The 21156-nt window shown below is 67.2% G+C and carries 18 protein-coding genes; 6 read left to right on the top strand and 12 right to left on the bottom strand.

The annotated features are described in order from the left end of the window. Positions 1-105: 105 nt before the first annotated feature. The 3 genes from ACQPW1_RS19840 to ACQPW1_RS19830 form a co-directional block, all read right to left on the bottom strand. Positions 106-2073 carry a cutinase family protein gene (locus ACQPW1_RS19840; RefSeq protein ID WP_433665288.1) on the bottom strand — a complete coding sequence of 656 codons (1968 nt, stop codon included), beginning with the start codon at positions 2071-2073 and terminating at the stop codon, positions 106-108. Between the two features lie 291 nt (positions 2074-2364). Next, on the bottom strand, positions 2365-3018 hold the full coding sequence (locus ACQPW1_RS19835; RefSeq protein ID WP_433664176.1) for a maleylpyruvate isomerase N-terminal domain-containing protein: 654 nt from the start codon (positions 3016-3018) through the stop codon (positions 2365-2367). 101 nt (positions 3019-3119) lie between these two features. Next, positions 3120-4031: an SDR family NAD(P)-dependent oxidoreductase gene (locus ACQPW1_RS19830; protein ID WP_433664175.1), complete on the bottom strand. Its 912-nt coding sequence runs from the start codon at positions 4029-4031 to the stop codon at positions 3120-3122. 207 nt (positions 4032-4238) lie between these two features. Between ACQPW1_RS19830 and ACQPW1_RS19825 the strand changes: the two genes are divergently transcribed. Beyond that, a complete protein-coding gene (locus ACQPW1_RS19825; RefSeq protein WP_433664174.1) occupies positions 4239-5051 on the top strand; it encodes an MBL fold metallo-hydrolase in 813 nt (270 codons plus the stop codon). A 60-nt stretch (positions 5052-5111) separates the two neighbouring features. Here the strand turns inward: ACQPW1_RS19825 and ACQPW1_RS19820 are convergent, their stop codons facing one another. Continuing rightward, the gene (locus ACQPW1_RS19820) at positions 5112-5696 is read right to left on the bottom strand and encodes a DUF2867 domain-containing protein (protein WP_433664173.1); all 585 of its coding nucleotides are present in this window, start codon (positions 5694-5696) and stop codon (positions 5112-5114) included. Continuing rightward, complete coding sequence (locus ACQPW1_RS19815) at positions 5690-6091, bottom strand: nuclear transport factor 2 family protein (protein ID WP_433664172.1); 402 nt, start codon at positions 6089-6091, stop codon at positions 5690-5692. The genes ACQPW1_RS19820 and ACQPW1_RS19815 overlap by 7 nt, the downstream gene beginning before the upstream one ends. A gap of 58 nt (positions 6092-6149) precedes the next feature. Between ACQPW1_RS19815 and ACQPW1_RS19810 the strand changes: the two genes are divergently transcribed. Continuing rightward, complete coding sequence (locus ACQPW1_RS19810) at positions 6150-6731, top strand: TetR/AcrR family transcriptional regulator (protein ID WP_433664171.1); 582 nt, start codon at positions 6150-6152, stop codon at positions 6729-6731. On the opposite strand, the gene ACQPW1_RS19805 is transcribed toward ACQPW1_RS19810, so the two are convergent. From ACQPW1_RS19805 to ACQPW1_RS19785, 5 genes are all read right to left on the bottom strand, one after another. Further along, positions 6718-7200, bottom strand: coding sequence for an SRPBCC family protein (locus tag ACQPW1_RS19805; RefSeq protein ID WP_433664170.1), 483 nt, complete (start codon positions 7198-7200; stop codon positions 6718-6720). The two genes, ACQPW1_RS19810 and ACQPW1_RS19805, sit on opposite strands and share 14 nt — an antisense overlap. Before the next feature lie 137 nt (positions 7201-7337). Beyond that, positions 7338-7784 carry a hypothetical protein gene (locus tag ACQPW1_RS19800; RefSeq protein ID WP_433664169.1) on the bottom strand — a complete coding sequence of 149 codons (447 nt, stop codon included), beginning with the start codon at positions 7782-7784 and terminating at the stop codon, positions 7338-7340. Between the two features lie 61 nt (positions 7785-7845). Then, positions 7846-8355 (bottom strand): Crp/Fnr family transcriptional regulator, encoded by a 510-nt coding sequence (locus ACQPW1_RS19795; protein ID WP_433664168.1) that lies wholly within the window; start codon positions 8353-8355, stop codon positions 7846-7848. 29 nt (positions 8356-8384) lie between these two features. Continuing rightward, positions 8385-8825 carry an FAD-dependent oxidoreductase gene (locus ACQPW1_RS19790; RefSeq protein ID WP_433664167.1) on the bottom strand — a complete coding sequence of 147 codons (441 nt, stop codon included), beginning with the start codon at positions 8823-8825 and terminating at the stop codon, positions 8385-8387. After that, on the bottom strand, positions 8822-9079 hold the full coding sequence (locus ACQPW1_RS19785) for an FAD-dependent oxidoreductase (protein WP_433665287.1): 258 nt from the start codon (positions 9077-9079) through the stop codon (positions 8822-8824). The genes ACQPW1_RS19790 and ACQPW1_RS19785 overlap by 4 nt, the downstream gene beginning before the upstream one ends. 253 nt (positions 9080-9332) lie before the next feature. Between ACQPW1_RS19785 and ACQPW1_RS19780 the strand changes: the two genes are divergently transcribed. Then, on the top strand, positions 9333-9842 hold the full coding sequence (locus ACQPW1_RS19780) for a nuclear transport factor 2 family protein (RefSeq protein ID WP_433664166.1): 510 nt from the start codon (positions 9333-9335) through the stop codon (positions 9840-9842). 230 nt (positions 9843-10072) lie between these two features. After that, positions 10073-10906 (top strand): IS5 family transposase, encoded by an 834-nt coding sequence (locus tag ACQPW1_RS19775; RefSeq protein ID WP_433665286.1) that lies wholly within the window; start codon positions 10073-10075, stop codon positions 10904-10906. 21 nt (positions 10907-10927) lie between these two features. Here the strand turns inward: ACQPW1_RS19775 and ACQPW1_RS19770 are convergent, their stop codons facing one another. After that, the gene (locus ACQPW1_RS19770; protein WP_433664165.1) at positions 10928-11611 is read right to left on the bottom strand and encodes an alpha/beta fold hydrolase; all 684 of its coding nucleotides are present in this window, start codon (positions 11609-11611) and stop codon (positions 10928-10930) included. Between the two features lie 87 nt (positions 11612-11698). Continuing rightward, positions 11699-14428, bottom strand: a complete 2730-nt coding sequence (locus ACQPW1_RS19765; RefSeq protein WP_433664164.1) for a LuxR C-terminal-related transcriptional regulator — start codon at positions 14426-14428, stop codon at positions 11699-11701. Positions 14429-14840: 412 nt separating this feature from the next. Here ACQPW1_RS19765 and ACQPW1_RS19760 point away from each other — a divergent pair, with 412 nt between their 5' ends. Then, positions 14841-20297: a carboxyl transferase domain-containing protein gene (locus tag ACQPW1_RS19760; RefSeq protein ID WP_433664163.1), complete on the top strand. Its 5457-nt coding sequence runs from the start codon at positions 14841-14843 to the stop codon at positions 20295-20297. 207 nt (positions 20298-20504) lie between these two features. Next, positions 20505-21071 (top strand): DUF2071 domain-containing protein, encoded by a 567-nt coding sequence (locus tag ACQPW1_RS19755; protein ID WP_433664162.1) that lies wholly within the window; start codon positions 20505-20507, stop codon positions 21069-21071. Positions 21072-21156: the final 85 nt, after the last annotated feature.

The following is a 21156-nucleotide window of genomic DNA, read 5'->3' as shown; positions in this document are numbered from 1 at the left end:
TGGTCGGTTGCCGACCGTCGAACGGATCTTCCGCTGACCGCTCCGACAACGTCTTCTCCTTCAGGCGACCGACCATGTCACCTCATCATGGCACTGCCGCCGCCGTCATTTGACGTATCCGATGCGCTGGTTCATCCAGTCGCCGAGCCACTGGACGGCGTTTCGGCCGGAGCCGTCGACGATCAGGGCTCCGTAGTTCGCGTGCACGCCGGAGGCGACGAAGTTCGCGGCGCTGAGACCGTCGACGACGAGGTTGACCAGGTTGATGTCGTGAAAGGGGGCCATTCGGCCGAGCGGGGCGGTCAGGTCGTCGAGGTCGAGGGCCGGCTGGGCGATGGTGCGCGCGGGGGTGGGGGCCGGTTTGCCGAGCACCACCGGCGGGGTCTGCAGTGCCTTGCCGGAGAACATGTCGACCGCTGCCGAGGCCAGGTCGGCGCCGATCGGCAGCAGGCCGGACAACGCGGCGCCCGCGCCGATCAGATCGGGTGCCTGTCCGGGTGGCGGGACCAGCTTCTGCACCACCGACCAGGCGACGTCTTGGATCCGGGCGACGATGGTCGCCAGCCGCGGGATATCGACGCTGGACAGGATCGAGGTCACCCGTGCCGCGACCTCGGTGTAGCCCTGCGAGTCCGGGATGATCGACAGCACCTGCGAAATCCATTTGAGGTCAACGGATCCGACGAGTTCGACCAGGGGTTGCAGCTGGTTGTTCAGCGCACCGGCGACCTCGTTGGCGCCACCGGCGTCCATCGCGACGATCTTCTGCGGCAGCAAGTTGAGGTTGTCGAGGATGCCGGGGAGGTCGAACGTGGTGACGTCGGCGGCGACGTCGAGTGCCTGGTCGACCATCACGGTCGGCTTGAGCAGCGACAGGATTCTCGTCGACGATCCGAGGGTGTTGGACGGAGTGGAGGCCAGCGGTGCAACCCGGTTGCGAACGGTGTGTGCCTCGGCGCGCAGCGAGCGCGCCTTGGGTGAGTTCGCGGCCAGGGTGCCGACGCCCCGGTCCAGCAGTTTGGTCGCGGTGTCGGCGATCATGGAGGCCGCCGACGCGGCACCCGCTAGGTCGGAATCCCCTGCCGCGGTGAGCACTTCGCCTGCGTTGCGCTCGGCGGAACCTTCCGGGGCGGCGACCAATCGGGCGGTGGCGGCCGGGTTGGCCGCGCCGGAGTCGATCAGGTCGGCGAGTGGGTTGATGGTGTCCAGCAGCTTGTTCGCGCTGGTGCGGACCCGCGCCAGGTCGATGCCCGCGGGGGAAGCGAGCCCGGCACTCAGACCGGCGACGGAGGCGGCCAGGCCGGGGAGGTCGGACTTCGAGAAGTCCGAGGTCAGGGCCCCGGCCAGCGGGAAGCTGGTGTCGGCCGGTGCGGTGCCGCCGCTGAGGGCCTTGCTCAGGATCGAACCCAACGCGCCGAGCAGTGGGTTGACGCCCTTTTGGATCGAGCAGTAGAGATCCTTGGGGTCGCAGATCGAGGTGACCCGGCCCGAGAGCTTGCCCATGCCCAGCGGGCGGGGATCGGCGATGCCGGTGCCCGCGGTGCCGGGGCCGACGGCTCCTTCGCCCTTGGTGCCCGCGCCCGGGTCGGAGAGCAGGCCGACGGCCAGCACCCGGTCGGCGGGGACCGGGCCGCGATCGTTGCCGATCTCGGCCGCAAGGTCGCCTGCGGCGTCGGCGCCCTGGCTGTAGCCGTTGATGGTGAATCTCGCAGTGGGGCAACGGGAGCTGTAGTCACGCAGCGCGGCGGTCGCGTTGTTCAGTGCGGTGTTCTTGCTGTCGGCGTAGGTGTAGCCGTTGTCGAAGGCGCGGGCCATGTAGGGGGTGAAGAAGATTTCGGAGCGCGGACCCTGCTGGCGTTGGATGGCCTCCGCGATCGGCGCGAGCATGCCGACGGGGCGCGCGGGATCGGCGTTCTCGTCGGTCTCCCAGGTGCCGGGGATGAACAGGTTGAAGGTCGCCGCGCAGCCGCTCGGGTCCGCGTGTGCGATGGCGGGGGCAGTGACAGCAGTCGAACCGACGGCAACACCGACGGTCACCATCGTGGTGACCACATACCGCTTGGACGAACGCATGACGGACATCTGCACCTCACTACCGAGCTCGCCTCGGTGGCCGATCGCCGCGCGGACACGCGCCTCACCGAGCCGTCCGCCTCGAGGCGAGTGGACTGCGCTCGGGGCCCGTCGCCGGGCGAAGTAGCGTGCCGCGCTTCGATATATGGAATTCATGTCGAAGTAGCGCCGCCTGCACCGCGGCCTCTTCGTCTGGTCGATCCGGGACTACGTTAAATCAATTTCCCGAAACATGAACTCTCAGCGGTGCCTTACTAATGCTCTTTAAGAAGCCCTTTCAATCGACCCCGTTCAGCCGAGGACGAATGGGAGTTTCTTTGTCAGTTCGCCCAATTCGGCTTGTTCGGCTTCGGTCGGGATCCGGCGGCCGGTGCCGATGAGCAGCACGTTCTTGTCGGACCAGGACTCGGGGAACGGTGCCCCGGTGATCCTTTCGAGCATCTCGCGGGCGCGGGCCAGGGTTTCGGCGGGCGGCTCGGGTGCGTTCGGTAGGTCGACGATCAGGTCGAGGTGGTGCAGCGTCCATTCCATGACGTAAGCGCCCAGGTAGTCGCCGACGGTGAGTACGTAGTCCTGGGTGCTTACTCGGAGATCCGGATTCGCGAGTTCGGCGGCGCGACCCGCGGCGGCGCCGACGTCGTCGAGGTGAAACTTCAGCAGTTCCGGCTGCTCGTACGCGGCGGCCAGGCGGACGATGAGCGCGTCGAGTGGGTCGTCGCCCGTCGGTGGCTCGACGACCTTCCAGTAGGTCACCGCGTCGCGGTTCGGTTCCTTCTCGGTGGGGGTCACGAGGGTGATCAGGACGTCCTGCGCGTCGATGATCAAGTGACACACCAGGTCCCGCACCAGCCAGCCGGTGCAGCCGGACGGCCGCTCGAAGTCCTGGTCCGGCAGGTCTGCGACGGCCGTGCGCAATGCTGTCCAAGAGCGTGCGAAGAGTTCCACGGCGGCAAGTTAGCAGCGCGCGGACGCCGCAGCGACCTGTTTTCGGGCAATGGCCGACCGATGGTGTGTGCACCGGCCGGCCACAGCCGTTCGGCGCGGGATCAGTGCGGGCGTTGGACGCGGGCGATGGTCCGGTCCATGATCCACGCCATCAGCCCGGGTGCGACGGCGGCGAGCCAGCTCATCAGGCGACCGGACAGGGTCGGTACGACCGAGGCGCGGCCGCGGGCGGTGCCGACGAGCAGGGATTCCGCGACAGCGCTCGCGGTGATCGGTGCCGACGAGCTCAGTGCCCGCAGCTCCGGTGGTTTGGTCGCGGCCTCGGCTGCCAACTGCGGGGTGTCGACATCGGGCGGCATGACCACGGTGACCGTGACGCCATGGGGTTTGAGCTCTTGACGCAGCACCTCGCAGAGCGTCCGCACAGCGGACTTGCTGGGGCTGTACGCGCTGTAGCCGAAGCAGGGCAGCACGGCCGCCAGCGACGAGATGACCGTGACGCTGCCGCGTTCACCGGCGCACAGATCCGGTAGCGCCGACTGGATGATGTGCAGCGCCCCAAAGTAATTCACCGCCATGTGCCGGACGAAGTCGGCGTCGTACAGGTGCGCGAAGTAGTCGGGTTTGGCGATACCCGCGCACGCGATCACCGCACCGATCTCACCGTGGCGGGCACGGGCTTTCGCCACGGCGGCCTCGACCACCGACTTGTCCGTCACATCGGCGGCGAACACCGCCAAGCGCGGCTCGGACTCCGCGAAGGCCGAAAGACATTCCAGTGCAGTGTCTTCGAGCGCGAGGACACTCACCCGAGCACCCGCGGCCAGCGCCAACTCGGTCACCACCAGCCCGATTCCGCTACTGCCGCCGGTGATCACGACATGGCGACCGTTCCAGTACCGCACCACGTCGGCGGGCAAGGCGAGCTGGTCCGCGCGGCTGGATATGACCTGCGGGCCCGCACCATTCGGCAACGACCCATCGCGCCCGGTCAGGTAGAGAGGCTGAGACATAGCAAGCACTTCCTTCCGTCACGATCACCCGGCAACCACCGAGCGTCTCGTTCAGGTTGGGCGGCTCCCGTCAGAGCAATGCCAAGCCGACCGCAAAGCCGCGTAAGAATCCGCTCCGCCCGCCCTGATCGACGGCTGGGTTCGACTGCGGCGGGTTCGGGCTGCGTGTAGAAACGGGGTGGGTGTACCGAGCGGGACGAGGTTGGTATGTGGAAGATCTGTCAGACTTGCGCGGTCGAGCATGACGAGGTGGCGGAGAGCTGCCGGACGTGCTCGGATGAGCGGCAGTGGGTGCCTTCCGCAGGCCAGCAGTGGACGACGCTGGAGAAGCTCGCCGCGGCGGGGCACAAGGTGGCGGTGCGGGAGTTGGAGCCGGATCTGTTCGGCTTGACGGTCGAGCCGGAGTTCGGGATCGGGCAGGAGTCGCATCTGGTGCGGACGCCCGCGGGGAACGTGCTGTGGGACGTGACCGGATACGTCGATGAGGATGCGGCGCAGCGGGTTCGGGAGCTCGGGGAGGTGGTCGCCATCGTGCCGAGTCACCCGCACCACTATGGCGTGCAGGTGGAGTGGAGTCGGGCGCTCGGCGGTGTGCCGGTGCTTGTCGCCGAGGCCGACCTGGCATGGGTTGCCCGGCCGGATCCGGTGATTCGTCCGTGGTCCGGTCAGCTCGATCTGTTGCCGGGTATCACGGTGCGCCAGTTGGGCGGACACTTTCCGGGCAGCGCGGTGCTGCACTGGGCGGCCGGGGCCGCGGGCAAGGGTGTGTTGTTCAGTGCGGACACCATTCAGGCCAATCCGGACCGCAAGACAGTCGCGTTCATGCGTAGCTACCCCAACCGCATCCCGCTGTCGCCCGGGGTGGTCGAGCGGGTCACGAAAACGGCGGAAGAGTTCGAATTCGATCGCCTCTACGACAACTTCGGCAAGGTCATCGACGGTGACGCCCGCGATGCCATCCGCCGTTCCGCCGAGCGCTATATCGGCTGGGTGCGTGGCGATTTCGTCCACTTGACCTGAGTTACCAACCCCACCAACAGCATTCGCGTCGGTGCCGCACGATTCCGATCGGCTGTCCCCTCATCGATCGTCGGATCGCCACTCACGCCCGAGCATTCGGATCATCGACGGGTAGACGATCAGTCGCCGCACCGGCGCGATCGCGGCCAGGTAGGCGGCGCCGAACACGCCATTGGGTTTCACCAGTATCGCCAGCTGGCCGCGATATCCACCGGACACTTCGTCGGGCACCCAGCCGATGTGTAGCAAGGCGTGCACGGTCCGGTTCGCGTACTCCGACACCCACTCGTCGTCGATGAGGTACACCGACTTGAACGGAATCATGCGCAGGTCCGGGCCCGGCGGAGCGGCAAGGAGATCCGCGGGCAGCCGGTCGCGCAGGGTGCGCACCCGGGTGCCGACGCCGGAGTCTGGTCGGTCCCAGCCGAACGCTTCGCCGAGCGTCCAGCGAATTGCGAAGAGCGCGCGGACAACTCGCGAGGTATCTACCGGGTTGCTGTCAGCGAACTGACGAACCAACCGAGGGAAATCGTCAGGGCCGCCGGGGGTCGGCAGCGCCCACACGTCCTCCACTCGGAAGTCACTCGCGATTGCGTGAATCCGCCAGGGCTTATCGATGTGCGCGGCTTTCGAGAGCCTCAACACGGGGCAGGGGTGAAGCCCCAGCGGGCGGTGTCGGTGATTTGCGCGAGGCGCGAAATCTGGTCGCCACGAGTGGTGATGACGTGCGCGAAGGGCGCGTCGACCTCGGTGTCGCCGTTGCGGGCCGGGCCCCAATAGCGGCCGAGCACGACGACGCGGTCGGGGGCGACGGAGAGGTACTCGGTGGGGTCGACGTGGATGTCGCAGACCTTGCCGAGCACGTCCCACATTCGATGAACCATGTCGTCCGGACCGTGGTGCAGTCCGGCGACTCCGTGCGGCATGCCCGCGCTGATCTCGCCGACGAAGTCGTCGGTCAGCAGCGTTTTGAGCCCTTCGATATCGACCTTGGCCAATGCGGCGTAGAGCTGTTCGGCGGTTTCCGTTGCTGTGTTCACGATTCCTCCCAGCTAGTATTGGAGATCTGTCTCTAATACTAGCTGTAGGATTGCTGTCATGCCCAGACCTGCGATGTACGACACGGATCTGCTGCTGGATACGGCGGCCCGGATCGTCGCGTCAGCCGGGGTGGGCGGCCTGTCCGTGAAAGCGGTAGTCCGCGTTTCGGGCGCACCGAGCGGATCGGTGTATCACCGCTTCCCCACCGGCGCGGCGCTGAACGGTGCTCTCTGGGTCCGCACGCTCGAACGGTTCCACGCCGGGTTGCTGCCACTGCTGGCCGCCGACGATGCCGTCGAGGCCTGCGTCGATGCGGCTCGCTACGTGCTCACCTGGTCGCGTGCCCACCCCGACGAGGCGCACGTCCTACTCGCGGGCCCGGCCGCCTATCTGCCGGACCGATGGACCGCCGACCAAACCGCGCGGAACGCCGAACTCGGCTCCGCACTCCGAGCGGCGATCGGCAACGTCGCCCGACGGCTCGAACCAGCCGAACACGCCAGCGACAAGGTAGTGATCGCCGTGATCGACCTGCCCTACGCCATCGTCCGGCGGTATCTCGACGCGAACACCGAAATCCCGCACCACGTCGAACAACTCGTCGCGACCTCGGCTCGCGCGATCGTCACTCCCCCGTGACGACTTCCGCTTTCCGTGGCGGAATGCTGGTGCGTTCGGCTTCCAGCAGGCCGTTGATGTGATCGGCCAGCCAGACGACGGCGGCTTCCGACGCCTCGGACACGCGATCGGTGAACGACACCGGACTGTCGGTGACGCCGTGGGCACGATCGGGGTTGATCCATTGCTCGCGGCTGAAGAGCGTCTCCGCGCCGCGTTCCTCGAAGGTGTAGCGCAGGGTGGCGTCGTGCCCGCGGTCGTACAGCATCACCCGTCGGGGACGCTCGTACTCGCGCACCTCCCAGTACAGGTGGAAGTCGATCCCGTCTGTGACGCCGTGCTCGTAGATCGCATCGCCCAACCGGAAGGGTCGCTCGGTCACGCCGCCGACCGAACGGGTGTAGGGATGCCACTGGGGCCAGAATCGGGCCTGTGTGATCAGGTCGAATACAGCCTCGATGGGGCCGTGCAAGAGAACCTCGAACCTCAAGACGACCTCCGCAATCGGGGGAAACGCCCGGCACTCGGCCGTACTCAGCAATCCATCCGGACCCGCTGGATACGGTTCGAACATTCAACCATGCAGAACCGTCTATGTATGGTGACCCTGGACACTGGCACCGGTGGTTACTTGCCGTCGTGCCGGTGCCCGATTTCCTTCGTCAGGGCGATGATGTCGGTCAGCAATTTCGGCGATTCGTTGCATTCGTCGGTGGTGACGCGCTTGCTGCTGCCGTCGCGGTAGTTGACGGTCACGGCGTAGAAGTACGAGTCGCGGCAGTCGCTCGGGCCGGTGTAGGCGTCGGTGAGCGTCCGGAACTCGGGGCTGTCGACCATCTCGAACAGGTTGCCGCGCCGCTGGTTATCGACCGTTTCGTCGACGACGTACAGCTGGTTGACCCCGGCGAAGCCGCCGGTCTGGTTCACCTCGACGCTGGTGGCCGTCGAAGTCTCTGCCCCGGAACGGCTTTCGCCCGCGCCGCCGCATGCTGCCGTCGAGAGCAGCAGCGCGCCGACCACAGCGGAAAGGAGCAGCGGCTGCGCGAGACCGCGGCGATACCGAGATTCGCTCATAGCCGCAGAGTATCGGCGCGGGCGCGTCGAGACAATGCCGTTGCTCCCCAGTTGAATCGCGTCAGGAAGCGATGTCACCGCCACTGCGGGCCCGCAGGATTCGTTGAGCACCGGTCAGCGCCGCCGCGCCGAGGACGTCCTCCAATTGCTCCCAGCGACTGACCAAGTCGGCGAGCATCATCATCATGACGTCGGGGAAGGCGTAGAGGAACGTCTTGTACCGATAGTGGTCCAGGTAGTAGAGGCGGACCGCGGTCACGGCGGTCACGGTGCTGGTTCTGGCGTCGAAGAACAGGTCGTGACTGCCGAGTACCGCGCCTCGGGTCAGCACGGCGCGGTCGTAGACGCCGCCGAAATCCACCTCAACGTCACCCTCGGCGACCACGTAGACGCCGTGCGCGGTGTCGTCCTCGCGGCAGACGGGATCGCCAGGGCCGTAGGTGAGTTCATCGAACATCGAGGCCAGGGTCTCGAGGTCGGCGTCGACGAGGGGCGCGAACAGGCGCACGCCGAAGGGATCGACGCCCGCGGCGAGGCAAGCCACCCGGTCCCGCAGGCACTCGAAGCTCACGTGGCTCATCCGCATTCGCGCGAAGCGTTTCATCCGGTCGATGTCGCGGCGTTGTCGGCGTGAAGTTTCCGTGCTCGGCGGGCTATAGATCGACGGGTCGTCGGCGATCCGGGCCGCCTCGCGCAGACCCGATTCGTAGCCGCTGTGCACGCAGCCCAGTGGTAGCTGTTCGTCGCCTCGCCCGCGAAGAACATGCGGTCGCCGACGGGTTCGGCGAGGGTGTCGAGATCGCGCGGGGACGCGTCGACGCCGATACAGGCGTAGGAGCCGTGCGCGAACGGATCCGATGACCATGCGGTCCTGGAAACCTGCTTGGGCGCAGGGCTTTCCGCGCCGAAGATGTCCCGCACAACGGTGGTTGCGTAGTCCTCGACTTCCGCGTCGGACCACGTTTCCATGGCGCGGCCAAGTGATGCGCCGAGCAGCAGCACCAGGATCGGCTTGCCGTGTGACTTCCACATGCTGATCACCACGGTGGGGTAGCTGTCGGTCGCGCGGCGAGTTGTTCGACCAATTCGGTGAGCGGATTGCCCTCGGTCCCGTGAATCCAGTGCGCGCCGAGGTCGACACCGTCGCTGTCGGTCCAGATCCGGCCGCCGATCCTGGCCCGCGCCTCCAGCACGGTCACGGGATGCCCGCACTTCCGAAGTGCTTGTGCGGCAGCTAATCCTGCGATTCCCGCGCCAACGATGAGGACACGAGACGGCCCTTTCACATCGGCGATCCGCCCCGCGGGAGCGGGCTCCGAATCATCGTTCGAAGAACGAATCGCCCGGCTGTTCCATCACCACAGTATCGAGGAAACATGTTGCGCGACAACGCACATTTATCAGATCGTAAACCGACCAATCGACCATTTCTGTCTTGCGAAACAGACAAAAGCCAGTTTTACAGCACTAGGCCAATGACCCGGCGAAGTGATCGGCATCACCGAGTTTCACCCGAAGTGATCCATTGCATAGCATTACTATTTGGTCATGCCGCTAGGCTATGAATCAACTCGTTGCCATCTCGGTAAGGACGGAATCGTCATGCTGGATACGGTACGCACACAGAAGATCCGCATTATCGAGCAGTTCTTCTTCCGCATCTCGACGAAGGACCTCGATGGACTTCTCGCGCTGTGTACCGAGGACACGCAGATGTCGATTCCCTATCAACTTCCGGGCTTTCCGGACTACATCGACGGCGCGGACGAGGTCCGCCAGGCGTGGTCCGCGCTGGACCGATACGAGCCGAGCACGATCGCGATCGTCAACGTCGAACCGATGCTGAACCCCGACGCCTTCCTGGTGGAAGCCAAGGGCCACATGATCGTTGCCGAAACCGGCAGGCCGTACCGCAACGACTATCTGAACATCTTCCGCTTCCGCGACGGCAAGATCGCCGAGTGGACCTGTTATCGCGATCCGATGCGGCAGGTCGCCGCCTTCGGCGCCGAGAAACTGGCGACGGAAGCCGATTCCTTGGCGCCGATGGCGTCGTGATCACAAAGGCTTAGTGAGCGTCCGGGAACTCTCGCCAGCGGCGGCTGGTGGTGGGTTGCCCTTGGATGCGCCCACGCCGGGGGCCGGGATGCTGGATCGATGAATGTGGTTGCGGGTGAATGATATTCGGGTCGGCGTGGCGTAGCCCGAACATGAAGAACTCCTGGTAGATCAACGGTTGTCGAGACCAAGTTCCACCAGGAGTTCGTGTGCCAGTATTGCCGAGTTGGCTGTGTTCGTCATGCCCGGCCCACGGCAAGTCGCCGACGCCGTGTCCGGCGTATCCATCTTCGTGCAGCGACGAGCAGTGGGTGCTGCTCGAACCGCTGTTACCCGCGCCGGGCAACACCGCGGGTAAGGGTGGGCGCGGTGAGAAACATCCCCGCCGCCTGGTGCTCGACGCGATCTTCTACCTGGTGCGTGGCGGCATCGCCTGGCGAGCGTTGCCCACCGACTTCCCGCCCCCGACGACGGTCTACGACATCTTCTGTCGCTGGACCAAAGCCGGCGTGTGGCAACGAATTACCGATGTGTTGCGTGACCGGATCCGAGTCCGCGCGGGCCGGCGGCCCATCCCGACGGCGGCGATCATCGACTCCCAGTCGGTGCGCGGGGCCGACACCGTGCCCACCGGTTCACGCGGATGGGACAACGGCAAAAAGGTCGGCGGACGCAAACGTCATATCGCCACCGACACCATGGGCCTGCTACTGGGGGTCGTGGTCACCGCCGCCAGCACCCAGGACCGCGACGGCGCGGTCCCGCTACTGGCCGAGCTACGGGAGCGGTTCTCCACCATCGCACTGACCTGGGCGGATTCCGGCTACAGGGGCAGGTTGGTGGCCTGGGCGCACCAGGTCCTGGACCTGGCCGTGACGATCGTCAAACGCACCGATCCCGGCTTCGTCATACTGCCGCGCCGCTGGGTCGTGGAACGAACACTGGCCTGGATCAGCAAACACCGCCGCTGCGTCCGTGACTACGAAACCCGACCCGAGCACCACGAAGCCATGGTCTACATCGCCACCATCATGACCATGTCACGCCGACTCACCCGAGCATGACCGAAGTTCCCGGACGCTCACTTAGGCCGCTGCGGTCCGGATGATGTTCGCGACCACGTCCGGACGGGAGACGTAGATGGCGTGGCTGCCCGGGGTCTCGACCACGGTCGCGCCGATCCGCTCGGCCATCGAGGCCTGCGCCGCGGGCGGGATCATCTTGTCCTCGGTGACGCGCAGGTACCAGCTCGGCTTCAGCCGCCAGGCGGCCTCGCTGATCGCCCCGCCGAGCGCTTCCAGACCCCACGGAACCTGGGAATCGGCCAGGAACGCCCCCTCCTGCGGGGTGAGGTCGCCGGCGAACGACTCGTGGAACTTCGCCCGATCGAGGAACAGGTAGCCCTGCTCCGGCGGCAGGATCGGGGGCTGCGGCCCGTCCTGCGGGAAGGTGCCGAGTAGCGTGTTCACCGACTCGCCCTTATCGGGTGCGAACGCGGTGATGTAGACGAGCGCGACGACCTTGTCGTGGGTGCCCGCCTCGGTGATGACCGCGCCGCCGTAGGAATGTCCGACGAGGACGACCTCGCCGTCGATGTCGTCGAGGATCTGTCGCGTGGTCGCGGCGTCGTCGGCGAGTGACTTGGTCGGGTTCTGCACGACGCGCACGCTGTACCCGTCCTGGGTGAGGTCGTCATAGACCGCCCGCCATCCCGACCCGTCCACGAAACCTCCGTGAACCAGGACGACGGTCTTGTTCTTCGCACTCATAACGAGTCTCCTCTGCGCCGAATTGCTGTTCGCACCACCGAATCTAGGCTCGCGGGTAGGAGCGGTGAATCCGTCAGATGACGTATATCAGCCGGGTTGCCGACTCATCGCGTCGCGCAGTGCGCTGCGGGTGGCGATGCCGAGTTTCGGGAAGACGCGGTGCAGGTGCGTGGAGACCGTCCGTGCCGACAGGAACAGTCGCTCGGCGATCTCCTTGTTCGTCAGTCCCGAAGCCGCCAGCTCGGCGACCGCCTGCTCCTGCGGTGTCAACGCCGAGCCGCGAGCCTCGACGGGTGCGGGTTCGCCTGCTGCGGGCAGTTCCGATCGAGTCCGTTCCAACCACGGAATCGCTTGCAGCAGTTCGAAGGCCTGCGCCGCGATCGTCAGATGCGCTCGGGCCGCCGCTGGTTCGCCTTCGCGACGCAGGCGTTCGCCGTACAGCAGTTCGATTCGGGCACAGTCGAATACCCATCGACCACTGTCCGGCGTGGCCAGCGCATCCTCGAACAGGCTGCGCCACTCGAGTGGATCGGTAACGGCGAGAGCGGCTTTGGTGAGCATCCGGAGTCTGCTCGAAAGCTCGGGCAGACCGGCCGCGACGGCGGCCTCGGCGTGGGCGCGCGCCTCGACTACCCGGCCACTGCGCGCGGCGGCTTCGGTGAGATCGAGTACCAGCCAGAGCGCGTGTGGTGTGTAGCGCAGGAAAGCACCTGGTGGGTTGACCGACGCGGCATGCCGATACGCCTCGTCGAAACTCGACCGGCCGAGCGCGACGAGGCATCGGATGTGCGAGGAGTACCCGGCGTAGGTGGCGAGGTGACGCGGTGCGGCCCACAGCAGCAGTTCCTCGGCAGCCAGGTCGGCGGCCTCGGTATCGCCACGAGCCGCGTCGACGAGTGCGCGCAGGAATCGGCCCGGCCCGGCAACCAAGGTGTAGCCGAACTCGGCGCACAACTGGAGCCCCTCGTCGGCGACCTCGATCAACTCCGCCCAGTCACCTTCGAAGAAATCGGCCTGCGCGATCAGGAACAAAGCCTCGATGGCTTTCGCGACCGCCCCACCGCCGCGACCGTCGATGATCACCCGCCACAAGGATTCCCGGGCGAGGCCGACGCGATCGACATAGGCCGCCGCTGTCGCGACGCGGACGATGCGCAAGGGGTCGGCGGAGAAGCGCAGTCCGTCGAGTGCGTCGACGAGCTGGCGCAGCATGGGCGGCTTGGCTTCGACAGGATTGGCAAAGACGTTGTGCAGCAACGACAACGTGTCCATCGGTTGCGGCTGGGCGCGCTCGAGCACTTCCCCGATGTCGTCCCAGAGTTCCGGCTGTCCGCTGTAGAAACCGACGTACAGCAGCGTGTGCAGGGCCTCGACCATGACGTCCGCGCCGCCACCGATATCGTGCTCGTGCACGCAAATAGTCGCGAGCAGCAACCGGTTTGCGGTGGCGGCGTCACCTTCGTCATTGAGCAGCTGGGCGGCCGCGGCGACCGCCGTCTCCAATGACGGTGTGTCACGGACCTCTACGCGGTTCGCGTCCAGCAACAGCCGCGTGGTGTCCGCAAGGTCACCGGTGATCGACGCGCCCAGATAGGCCGCGCGAGCGGTGCGCCGGGCGCGATCGGCGTCCGAGGTGCTCAACTCGGCGGCCCGCAGCATCGCGGCCGTCGCACGTCTGCTGTCGCCGTGACGGATCAGCTGCTGCGACAACGCTTCCAGTGACGTGGCGATCTCGTCGTCGGGACCGATCGCCGCCTGCCCCAGATGCCAGGCCCGGCGCCGCGGGTCCTCGGCGAAGGCCTCGGCGAGGATGCGATGGACCTCGTGGCGTTCCGCACTCGTCGACTGCTCGATCACCGCCGCGCGAATCAGCGGATGACGGAACTCCCACCGGCCGGTGTGCGGGTTCGCGCGGAGGATCCCCGCGCGTTCGGCGGGCGGTAGATCGGCCAGGCCCGCCGGTGTGGGCGAACAGTCGTCCAGGGTCACGCTGTTCTCGGCACCGGCGAGAATGACGAACAGCAGCATCCGCCGCGTTCCCGCGGGCAGCCCGGCGAGCCGATCGGCGAACATGCGCTGCAACCGGTCGGTGAGCGGCAAGACCGCGGGCAGGTTGGCCGGGGACATGCCGTTCTCGAACGCGGCGGGCAATTCGAGCAGCGCCAGCGGATTGCCGTGCGCGTCGGCGCGCAGACGGCGGCGCACCCGTGCCGTCAGCGCGGGATACACCGCGCGCAGCAGCGCGTCGGAATCGCTGTCGTCCAGCGGTGCCAGGTCGTGGACCCGGAAACCACTGCGGGTGAAGCCGTCATCGGCGTCCGCGCGCACCGCGACGAGCATCCGGATGTCGCTGCCGATCCAGCGCCGGGCCGCGTAACTCAGCGCCATCGTGCTGGACAGATCCAGCCACTGCACGTCGTCGACGATCATCAGCAGCGCGGCGCCCCGTTCCGCCGCCGCCCGCAGCAGCGCCAGCGTCGCCGCGCCCGCGATCAGCTGCGACGGCATCGCGCCCGGGGTCAACCCCATGATCACCCGCAACGCGTCGCGATGCGCGGCACCGAGCTCATCGATTTCGCTCAGCAGCGGATGCAGCAGTTGATTGAGCGCACCGAACTTCAGCTCGGCCTCGTACTCGAGCGCCGCCGCCCGCAAGATCCGCAGACCATGCGACCCGGCGATATCGGCGGCCACGTCCAGCACGGCCGTCTTGCCGACACCCGGCTCACCCCGGATAACCAAAACCGGCTGGTCAACGGCCTGTCCGAGGACGAACGCCGCAACCAGGTCACGCTCGACTTCACGACCAACCAACACGGCGACCCAACCCTCGCTCGACAGCACGGTTCATCGAGTCAACGCACGCGACGAACAGAAACACAACTACTTCGCTCCATGATCGCGTCGAGGCAGCGCGTACGTACCCGATACAACCAGAACGCGAGACGGGCAATGTCCGGTTCCCGTCCCGCCGAGGAGACGAATCCGCCACCGAAGGCCGATACTGTTTGTACGCACTGTGATTCATCGATACGACCGGCCCGATCCGAAATGCCGGTTATTCGGAGGACTCACATTCCGGCCGTCAGCGGCGCTTCGTGCAACCTACGGACCGGTAACACCCGTTCGCTGTGCACATATTTGGATAAGAGGTGCACACTACGCGGGACCGTGAGTTGTCACCCCCGCCCGTCGATCGGGCCAGCTCTGGAGAGGAAGGAGTCGGCGAGTGTTCAGCCGCATCGCCATCGTGAACCGGGGAGAGGCCGCAATGCGCCTCATCCACGCCGTCCGAGATTTGGCCGCGGCAACCGCGCGTCCGATCGAAACCGTTGCTCTGTATACCGATGTCGACCGGAACGCGACGTTCGTGCGCGAGGCCGACATCGCCTACGACCTCGGTCCGGCATCCGCACGCCCGTACCTCGATCTGAAGGCGCTCGAGCAGGCGCTCGTCGCGACCGGCGCCGACTCGGCCTGGGTCGGTTGGGGTTTCGTCGCGGAAGACCCGGCGTTCGCGGAACTGTGCGAACAGATCGGGGTCACCTTCATCGGCCCGAGCCCGGATGCCATGCGCAAGCTCGGCGACAAGATCGGCGCGAAGTTGATCGCCGAGGAGGTCGGCGTGCCGGTCGCGCCGTGGAGCCGCGGCGCGGTCGAGACCGTGGAGGCCGCCATGACGGCCGCCGCCGAGATCGGCTACCCGCTGATGCTCAAGGCGACCGCCGGTGGCGGTGGGCGCGGTATCCGTGTCGTCACCAACGACGCCGACCTGGTCGATGCCTACGAGCGCACCCGGCAAGAGGCCGCGCGCGCGTTCGGCAGCGGCGTCGTCTTCCTGGAGCGCCTGGTCACCGGCGCCCGGCACGTCGAGGTCCAGGTGATCGCGGACGGCCAGGGCACGGCGTGGGCGCTGGGCGTCCGCGACTGCTCGGTGCAGCGGCGCAACCAGAAGGTCATCGAGGAGTCGGCGTCACCGGTGCTCAGCGCCGAGCAGGCGGCCGAGCTCAAGGCGTCGGCCGAGCGGCTGGCGATCGCGGTCGATTACCGCGGCGCGGCGACCGTCGAGTTCCTCTACCACCCCGGCGACCAGCTGTTCGCGTTCCTCGAGGTCAACACCCGGCTCCAGGTCGAACACCCGATCACCGAATACACCACCGGCTTCGACCTCGTTCGGGCGCAGCTGCACGTCGCCTCCGGCGGACGGCTGGAGGGCGACATGCCCGTGGAACGCGGGCACGCCATCGAGGCCCGGCTCAACGCCGAAGACCCCGACCGCGACTTCGCGCCTGCGCCCGGCCGCATCGCGCGGCTGAATCTGCCTGCGGGCCCTGGCATCCGGGTAGACACCGGTGTCAGCGAGGGCGACACCATCCCCGCCGACTTCGACTCGATGATCGCCAAGATCATCGCCTACGGCAGCGACCGCGAGCAGGCGCTCGGCCGACTGCGCCGAGCGGTCGCGCAGACCCGCGTGATCATCGAGGGCGGCGCGACGAACAAGAGCTTCGTGCTCGACCTGCTCAACCAGCCCGAGGTGATCGACGGCAGCGCCGACACCGGCTGGATCGACCGCGTCCGCGGCGAGGGCAGGCTCGTGTCGCACCGGCACTCCGCCATCGCGCTGGCCGCCGCCGCCATCGACGCCTATGAAGAGGACGAGCGGGCCGAGCAGCATCGGCTGCTGTCCACCGCCTCCGGCGGGCGCCCGCAGGTACAGCACGAGAGCGGCCGACCGCTCGACCTCAAGCTGCGCGGCTCGGGCTACCGCGTGCGGGTGGCCCGCATCGGCGCGCACCGGTTCCGCATCGGCATCGAGGCGAGTGGTGACATCCGCACCGCCGACGTCGATCTCGAGCGTTTCGACCGGCACACCGGTCAGATCATGGTCAACGGCACCCGCTACCGCCTGACCACCGGCACGCACGGTCCGATCCACCTCGTCGATGTCGACGGTGTGACCCATCGGATCAGCCGCGACGAGGGCGGCGCCGTCCGCTCCCCCGCGCCCGCGCTGGTCGTCGCGACGCCGCTCGAGGTCGGCGCCGAGGTCGAGGCCGGCGCACCGGTGCTGGTGCTGGAAAGCATGAAGATGGAAACGGTGCTGCGCGCGCCGTTCAAGGCCCGGCTCAAGGAATGCGCCGTCACCGTCGGCACCCAGGTGGAGACCGGCGCACCGCTGCTGTGGCTCGAGCCGCTCGGCGATGAGGACGAGGCCGAAGCCGAGGCCGCCGTCGGGTCCGTCGAACTGGACCTGCCCGTCGGTCCCGCACAGATCCAGCCGCACGAACGGACGACCCGCGGCCAGGAGGACCTGCGCAGCCTGCTGCTCGGCTACGACGTCGACCCGCACGACGACAGCCGCGTGCTCAGCGACTACCTCACCGCGCGCCGAGCCGCCCTCGCGGACGGCCGCAGGCCGCTCGCCGAGGAACTCGAACTCATGCAGGTGTTCGCCGACCTTGCCGAGCTGAGCCAGAACCGCTCCTCGGAGGAGGACGGCAACCACAGCCACGTACACAGCGCCCGCGAGTACTTCCACACCTACCTGCAGAGCCTCGATGTCGAGCGGGCCGGGCTGTCGGAGTCGTTCCAGGCCAAGCTCTCCAACGCGCTCGCGCACTATGGTGTCACCGAGCTGGAGCGTTCGCCCGAGCTCGAAGCCGCGGTCTTCCGGATCTTCCTCGCTCAGCAACGTCCGTCCGACACCGTCACCGTCATCACCACGCTGCTGCGCGAGTGGTTGCAGGAGCCGATGCCGGATCGCGCGCTGCGCGAGCCGGTCGGTCTGGCGCTGGAGCGACTGGTGGCCGCCACCCAGGTGCGCGTCCCGGTTATCGCCGATCTCGCGCGTGGCCTGGTGTACGCCTGGTACGGCCAGCCGCTGCTGCGGCGCAACCGGGCTCGCGTGTACACCAACATCCGTAAGCACCTGCGCCACTTGGACGCTCACCCGGACTCGACCGATCGGGCCGACCGCATTTCCGACATGGTGCGCAGCACCGAGCCGCTGGTGCGGCTGCTCGGCCAGCGGCTGGTGCGCGGCAACCAGGACAACACCGTCATGCTCGAGGTGCTGACCCGCCGCTACTACGGCAACAAGGGCATGGCCGGGGTGCGCACGCACGAGGTCGGCGGCTGCACCTTCGTGATCGCCGAACGCCGTGGCTTGAGCCTGGTGTCGGCGGCGGTGCGTTTCGACGCACTCGACACCGCGCTGCGCGGGCTCAAGGAGCTGGCCAGCGGTGCCGCGTCCATCGACGCCGACATCTACCTCAGCTGGGAGAAGCAGCCCGCGGACTTCGACGCGATGGCGGCGGCGTTGCACGAGGTGCTCGGCGCGCATCTGCTGCCGAGCCAGGTGCACCGGATCACGGTCGCCGTCGCGGGTAGCGGCGGCGCGGTGATGCACCACCACTTCACCTTCCGTCCGTCGGCCACCGGCATGGTCGAGGAGCGACTGATCCGCGGCCTGCACCCGTACATCGCACAGCGGATGCAGATGCAGCGGCTGCGCAAGTTCGACCTCACCCGGCTGCCGTCCTCCGACGACGAAGAGGTGTACCTGTTCCGTTGCGTCGCCAAGGAGAACCCGTCCGACGAGCGCCTCATCGCGTTCGCGCAGGTACGTGACCTGGCCGCGCTGCGCGAGCAGGACGGCAGGCTGCTCGCGCTGCCGACCGCCGAGATCGCGATCGCCACCTGTCTCGACTCGATCCGCCGGGCGCAGTCGTTACGGCCGTCGGCGAATCGGTTCAACACCAACCGCATCGTGATGTACATCTGGCCGCCGATCGACGTCAGCCCGGCCGAGCTGGAAACCGTTGTCCGGCATGTGCGTCCGACCACCGCGGGCGCCGGGCTGGAGGAGATCCTGCTCATCGCGCGGCAGCGTGATCCCGAGACCGGCGAGCTCACCAAGGTCGCCCTGCGGATCGGCTTCGATGCCACCGAGGTGACCGTCGGCGAACGCACCGACGAGGTGGTCGAGCCGCTCGACGAGTACCGCCAGAAGGTGCTGCGGGCCAGCAGCCGCGGCACGGTGTACCCGTACGAGCTGACCGGTTCGCTCGGCGAGTTCACCGAGTACGACCTCGACGCCACACACACGCTGGTTCCGGTCGACCGGCCCAAGGGACGCAACACCGCCGCGATCGTGGCCGGTGTGGTCAGCACCCCGACCCCGCAGTATCCGGAGGGCGTCACCCGGGTGGTCCTGCTCGGCGATCCGACGAAATCACTTGGCGCACTGTCGGAACCGGAATGCCGCCGGGTGATCGCCGCGCTGGATCTCGCCGAAGAGATGCGGGTACCGCTGGAGTGGTACGCGCTGTCCTCCGGCGCCCGGATCTCCATGGAGTCCGGCACCGAGAACATGGACTGGGTGGCGGGCGCGCTCAAGCGCATCGTCGAGTTCACCCAGGACGGCGGCGAGATCAACATCGTGGTCGCGGGCATCAACGTCGGCGCGCAGCCGTACTGGAACGCCGAGGCGACGATGCTCATGCACACCAAGGGCATCCTGGTGATGACGCCGGACTCGGCGATGGTGCTCACCGGCAAGCAGGCGCTGGACTTCTCCGGCGGCGTGTCGGCCGAGGACAACTTCGGCATCGGCGGCTACGACCGGGTGATGGGTCCGAACGGGCAGGCGCAGTACTGGGCGCCGGATCTGGCCGCGGCGCGCGACGTGCTGATGTCGCACTACGACCACACCTACATCGCCCCCGGCGAGCAGGGGCCGCGCCGGTCGCAGACCAGCGATCCGATGGATCGGGACGTCTCCGACTTCCCGCATGTGCTGGCGGACAGCGACTTCCGCACCGTGGGCGAGATCTTCTCCGCGACCGCCAACCCGGATCGCAAGAAGCCCTTCGATATTCGGACGGTCATGCGGGCGGTCTCCGACCAGGACCACCCCGTACTGGAGCGCTGGGCCGGGATGGCCGACGCCGAGACGGCCGTGGTGCAGGACGCGCACCTCGGCGGAATCCCGGTGTGCCTGCTCGGTATCGAGTCGCGCGGCGTGCCGCGGCGCGGGTTCCCGTCCACCGACGGGCCGGACACCTACACCGCGGGGACGCTGTTCCCGCAGTCGTCGAAGAAGGCCGCGCGGGCCATCAACGGGGCCAGCGGCAATCGCCCGCTGGTCGTGCTGGCCAACCTGTCCGGCTTCGACGGTTCGCCGGAATCGATGAAGAAGCTGCAGCTGGAATACGGCGCCGAGATCGGCCGGGCGATCGTGAACTTCCAAGGGCCCATTGTGTTCTGCGTGATCTCGCGGTACCACGGTGGCGCGTTCGTGGTGTTCTCTAAGCAGCTGAACCCGAACATGACCGTGCTCGCGCTCGAGGGCTCGTTCGCCTCGGTGCTCGGTGGCGCTCCGGCCGCCGCAGTGGTGTTCGCCGGTGATGTCAACCGGCGTACCGCGGCCGATTCCCGGGTGCGGGACCTGGCGGCGCGGGCCGCGAACGCGTCCGGCACCGATCGGGCGACGCTGACCGCCGAGCTCGATGAGACTCGGTCGTCGGTGCGCACGGAGAAGCTCGGTGAGGTCGCCGCGGAATTCGACAAGGTGCACAACATTCACCGCGCTGTCGAGGTCGGTTCGGTCGATGCGGTGATCAGTGCGGCCGAGCTTCGGCCGCGAATCATCGATGCGATCGAGTCGCGGCTGCTCGGTTAGTACCCGCTGACGATTGCCCATAGGCGAGCCCGGTCCGTTATTCGGACCGGGCTCGCCTTGTTTATGACGAAGCTCTCCCCGCGCGCAAAGCGATTCTGAGTACGGTCGAATGCCGCAGGCCTGCTACCGGCGCCGCTGCGACCGCAGTTGGTCGGTGATTGGGCGGTCGCGGGGATCTGTCTCGTTCGGCTCGGCCAGGTGCGTCCGGTGGGGCTGCCCGGTTCGATCGGTGTGCGCAGCGAGAATGCGGCACATCGAGTTGCTGTCGAATGGGACGGGCCGGATGGGGTCGAGAGTGGTGTGTACATTCCGCGGCGGGACAGTGGATCGCCGTTGAATGTGCTGCTCGGTGGACGACTGTTTCCGGGTGTGCACAGCCTGGCCCGTTTCGAGGTCGAGGAGAGCGAGCACGATCTGCACGTCGCGTTCACGAGTAAGGACAGTTCGACCCGGGTCAGTGTGGATGTCCGCACGGCCGACGAATTGGCGGGCAGCACACTGTTTCCCGACCTGGCCGCGGCCTCGGAGTTCTTCCGCCAGGGCCGCATCGGGTTCTCCGCCAGCCGTGACGGTAGACGTCTCGACGGTCTCGCGTTGAACACGTCCAAATGGCAAGTGCGCGCGGCACATACGCACGCTGTCCAGTCGACGTTCTTCGACGACCCGACTCGATTCCCCAGTGGCAGTGCGACTCTCGACTGCACGTTGCTCATGCGTGACGTCCCGGCCAACTGGACCGTCACCACGCCGATGCAGATACCGGCCATGGCCTGATTCTGTTCGGTGCGAACGATGTCTTGCGCCGCGGACGACCTGTCCTGAGGTTCCGGGATGACCGCAAATCACCTGGGCCGAGGCC

It is taken from the genome of Nocardia sp. CA-128927 (genome assembly GCF_050955855.1).
Taxonomy (GTDB): Bacteria; Actinomycetota; Actinomycetes; order Mycobacteriales; family Mycobacteriaceae; genus Nocardia.
The sequence above is the reverse complement of the archived record's forward strand: the minus strand, read 5'-3'. Positions and strand labels throughout refer to the sequence as shown.

Excerpts from the sequence above, each read along its gene's own strand:
- ACQPW1_RS19780 (WP_433664166.1), top strand. The coding sequence starts at position 9,333 with ATGCCGCTAGGCTATGAATCAACTCGTTGCCATCTCGGTAAGGACGGA.
- ACQPW1_RS19825 (WP_433664174.1), top strand. The coding sequence starts at position 4,239 with ATGTGGAAGATCTGTCAGACTTGCGCGGTCGAGCATGACGAGGTGGCG.
- ACQPW1_RS19800 (WP_433664169.1), bottom strand. The coding sequence starts at position 7,784 with ATGAGCGAATCTCGGTATCGCCGCGGTCTCGCGCAGCCGCTGCTCCTT.
- ACQPW1_RS19810 (WP_433664171.1), top strand. The coding sequence starts at position 6,150 with ATGCCCAGACCTGCGATGTACGACACGGATCTGCTGCTGGATACGGCG.
- ACQPW1_RS19830 (WP_433664175.1), bottom strand. The coding sequence starts at position 4,031 with ATGTCTCAGCCTCTCTACCTGACCGGGCGCGATGGGTCGTTGCCGAAT.
- ACQPW1_RS19840 (WP_433665288.1), bottom strand. The coding sequence starts at position 2,073 with ATGCGTTCGTCCAAGCGGTATGTGGTCACCACGATGGTGACCGTCGGT.
- ACQPW1_RS19770 (WP_433664165.1), bottom strand. The coding sequence starts at position 11,611 with ATGAGTGCGAAGAACAAGACCGTCGTCCTGGTTCACGGAGGTTTCGTG.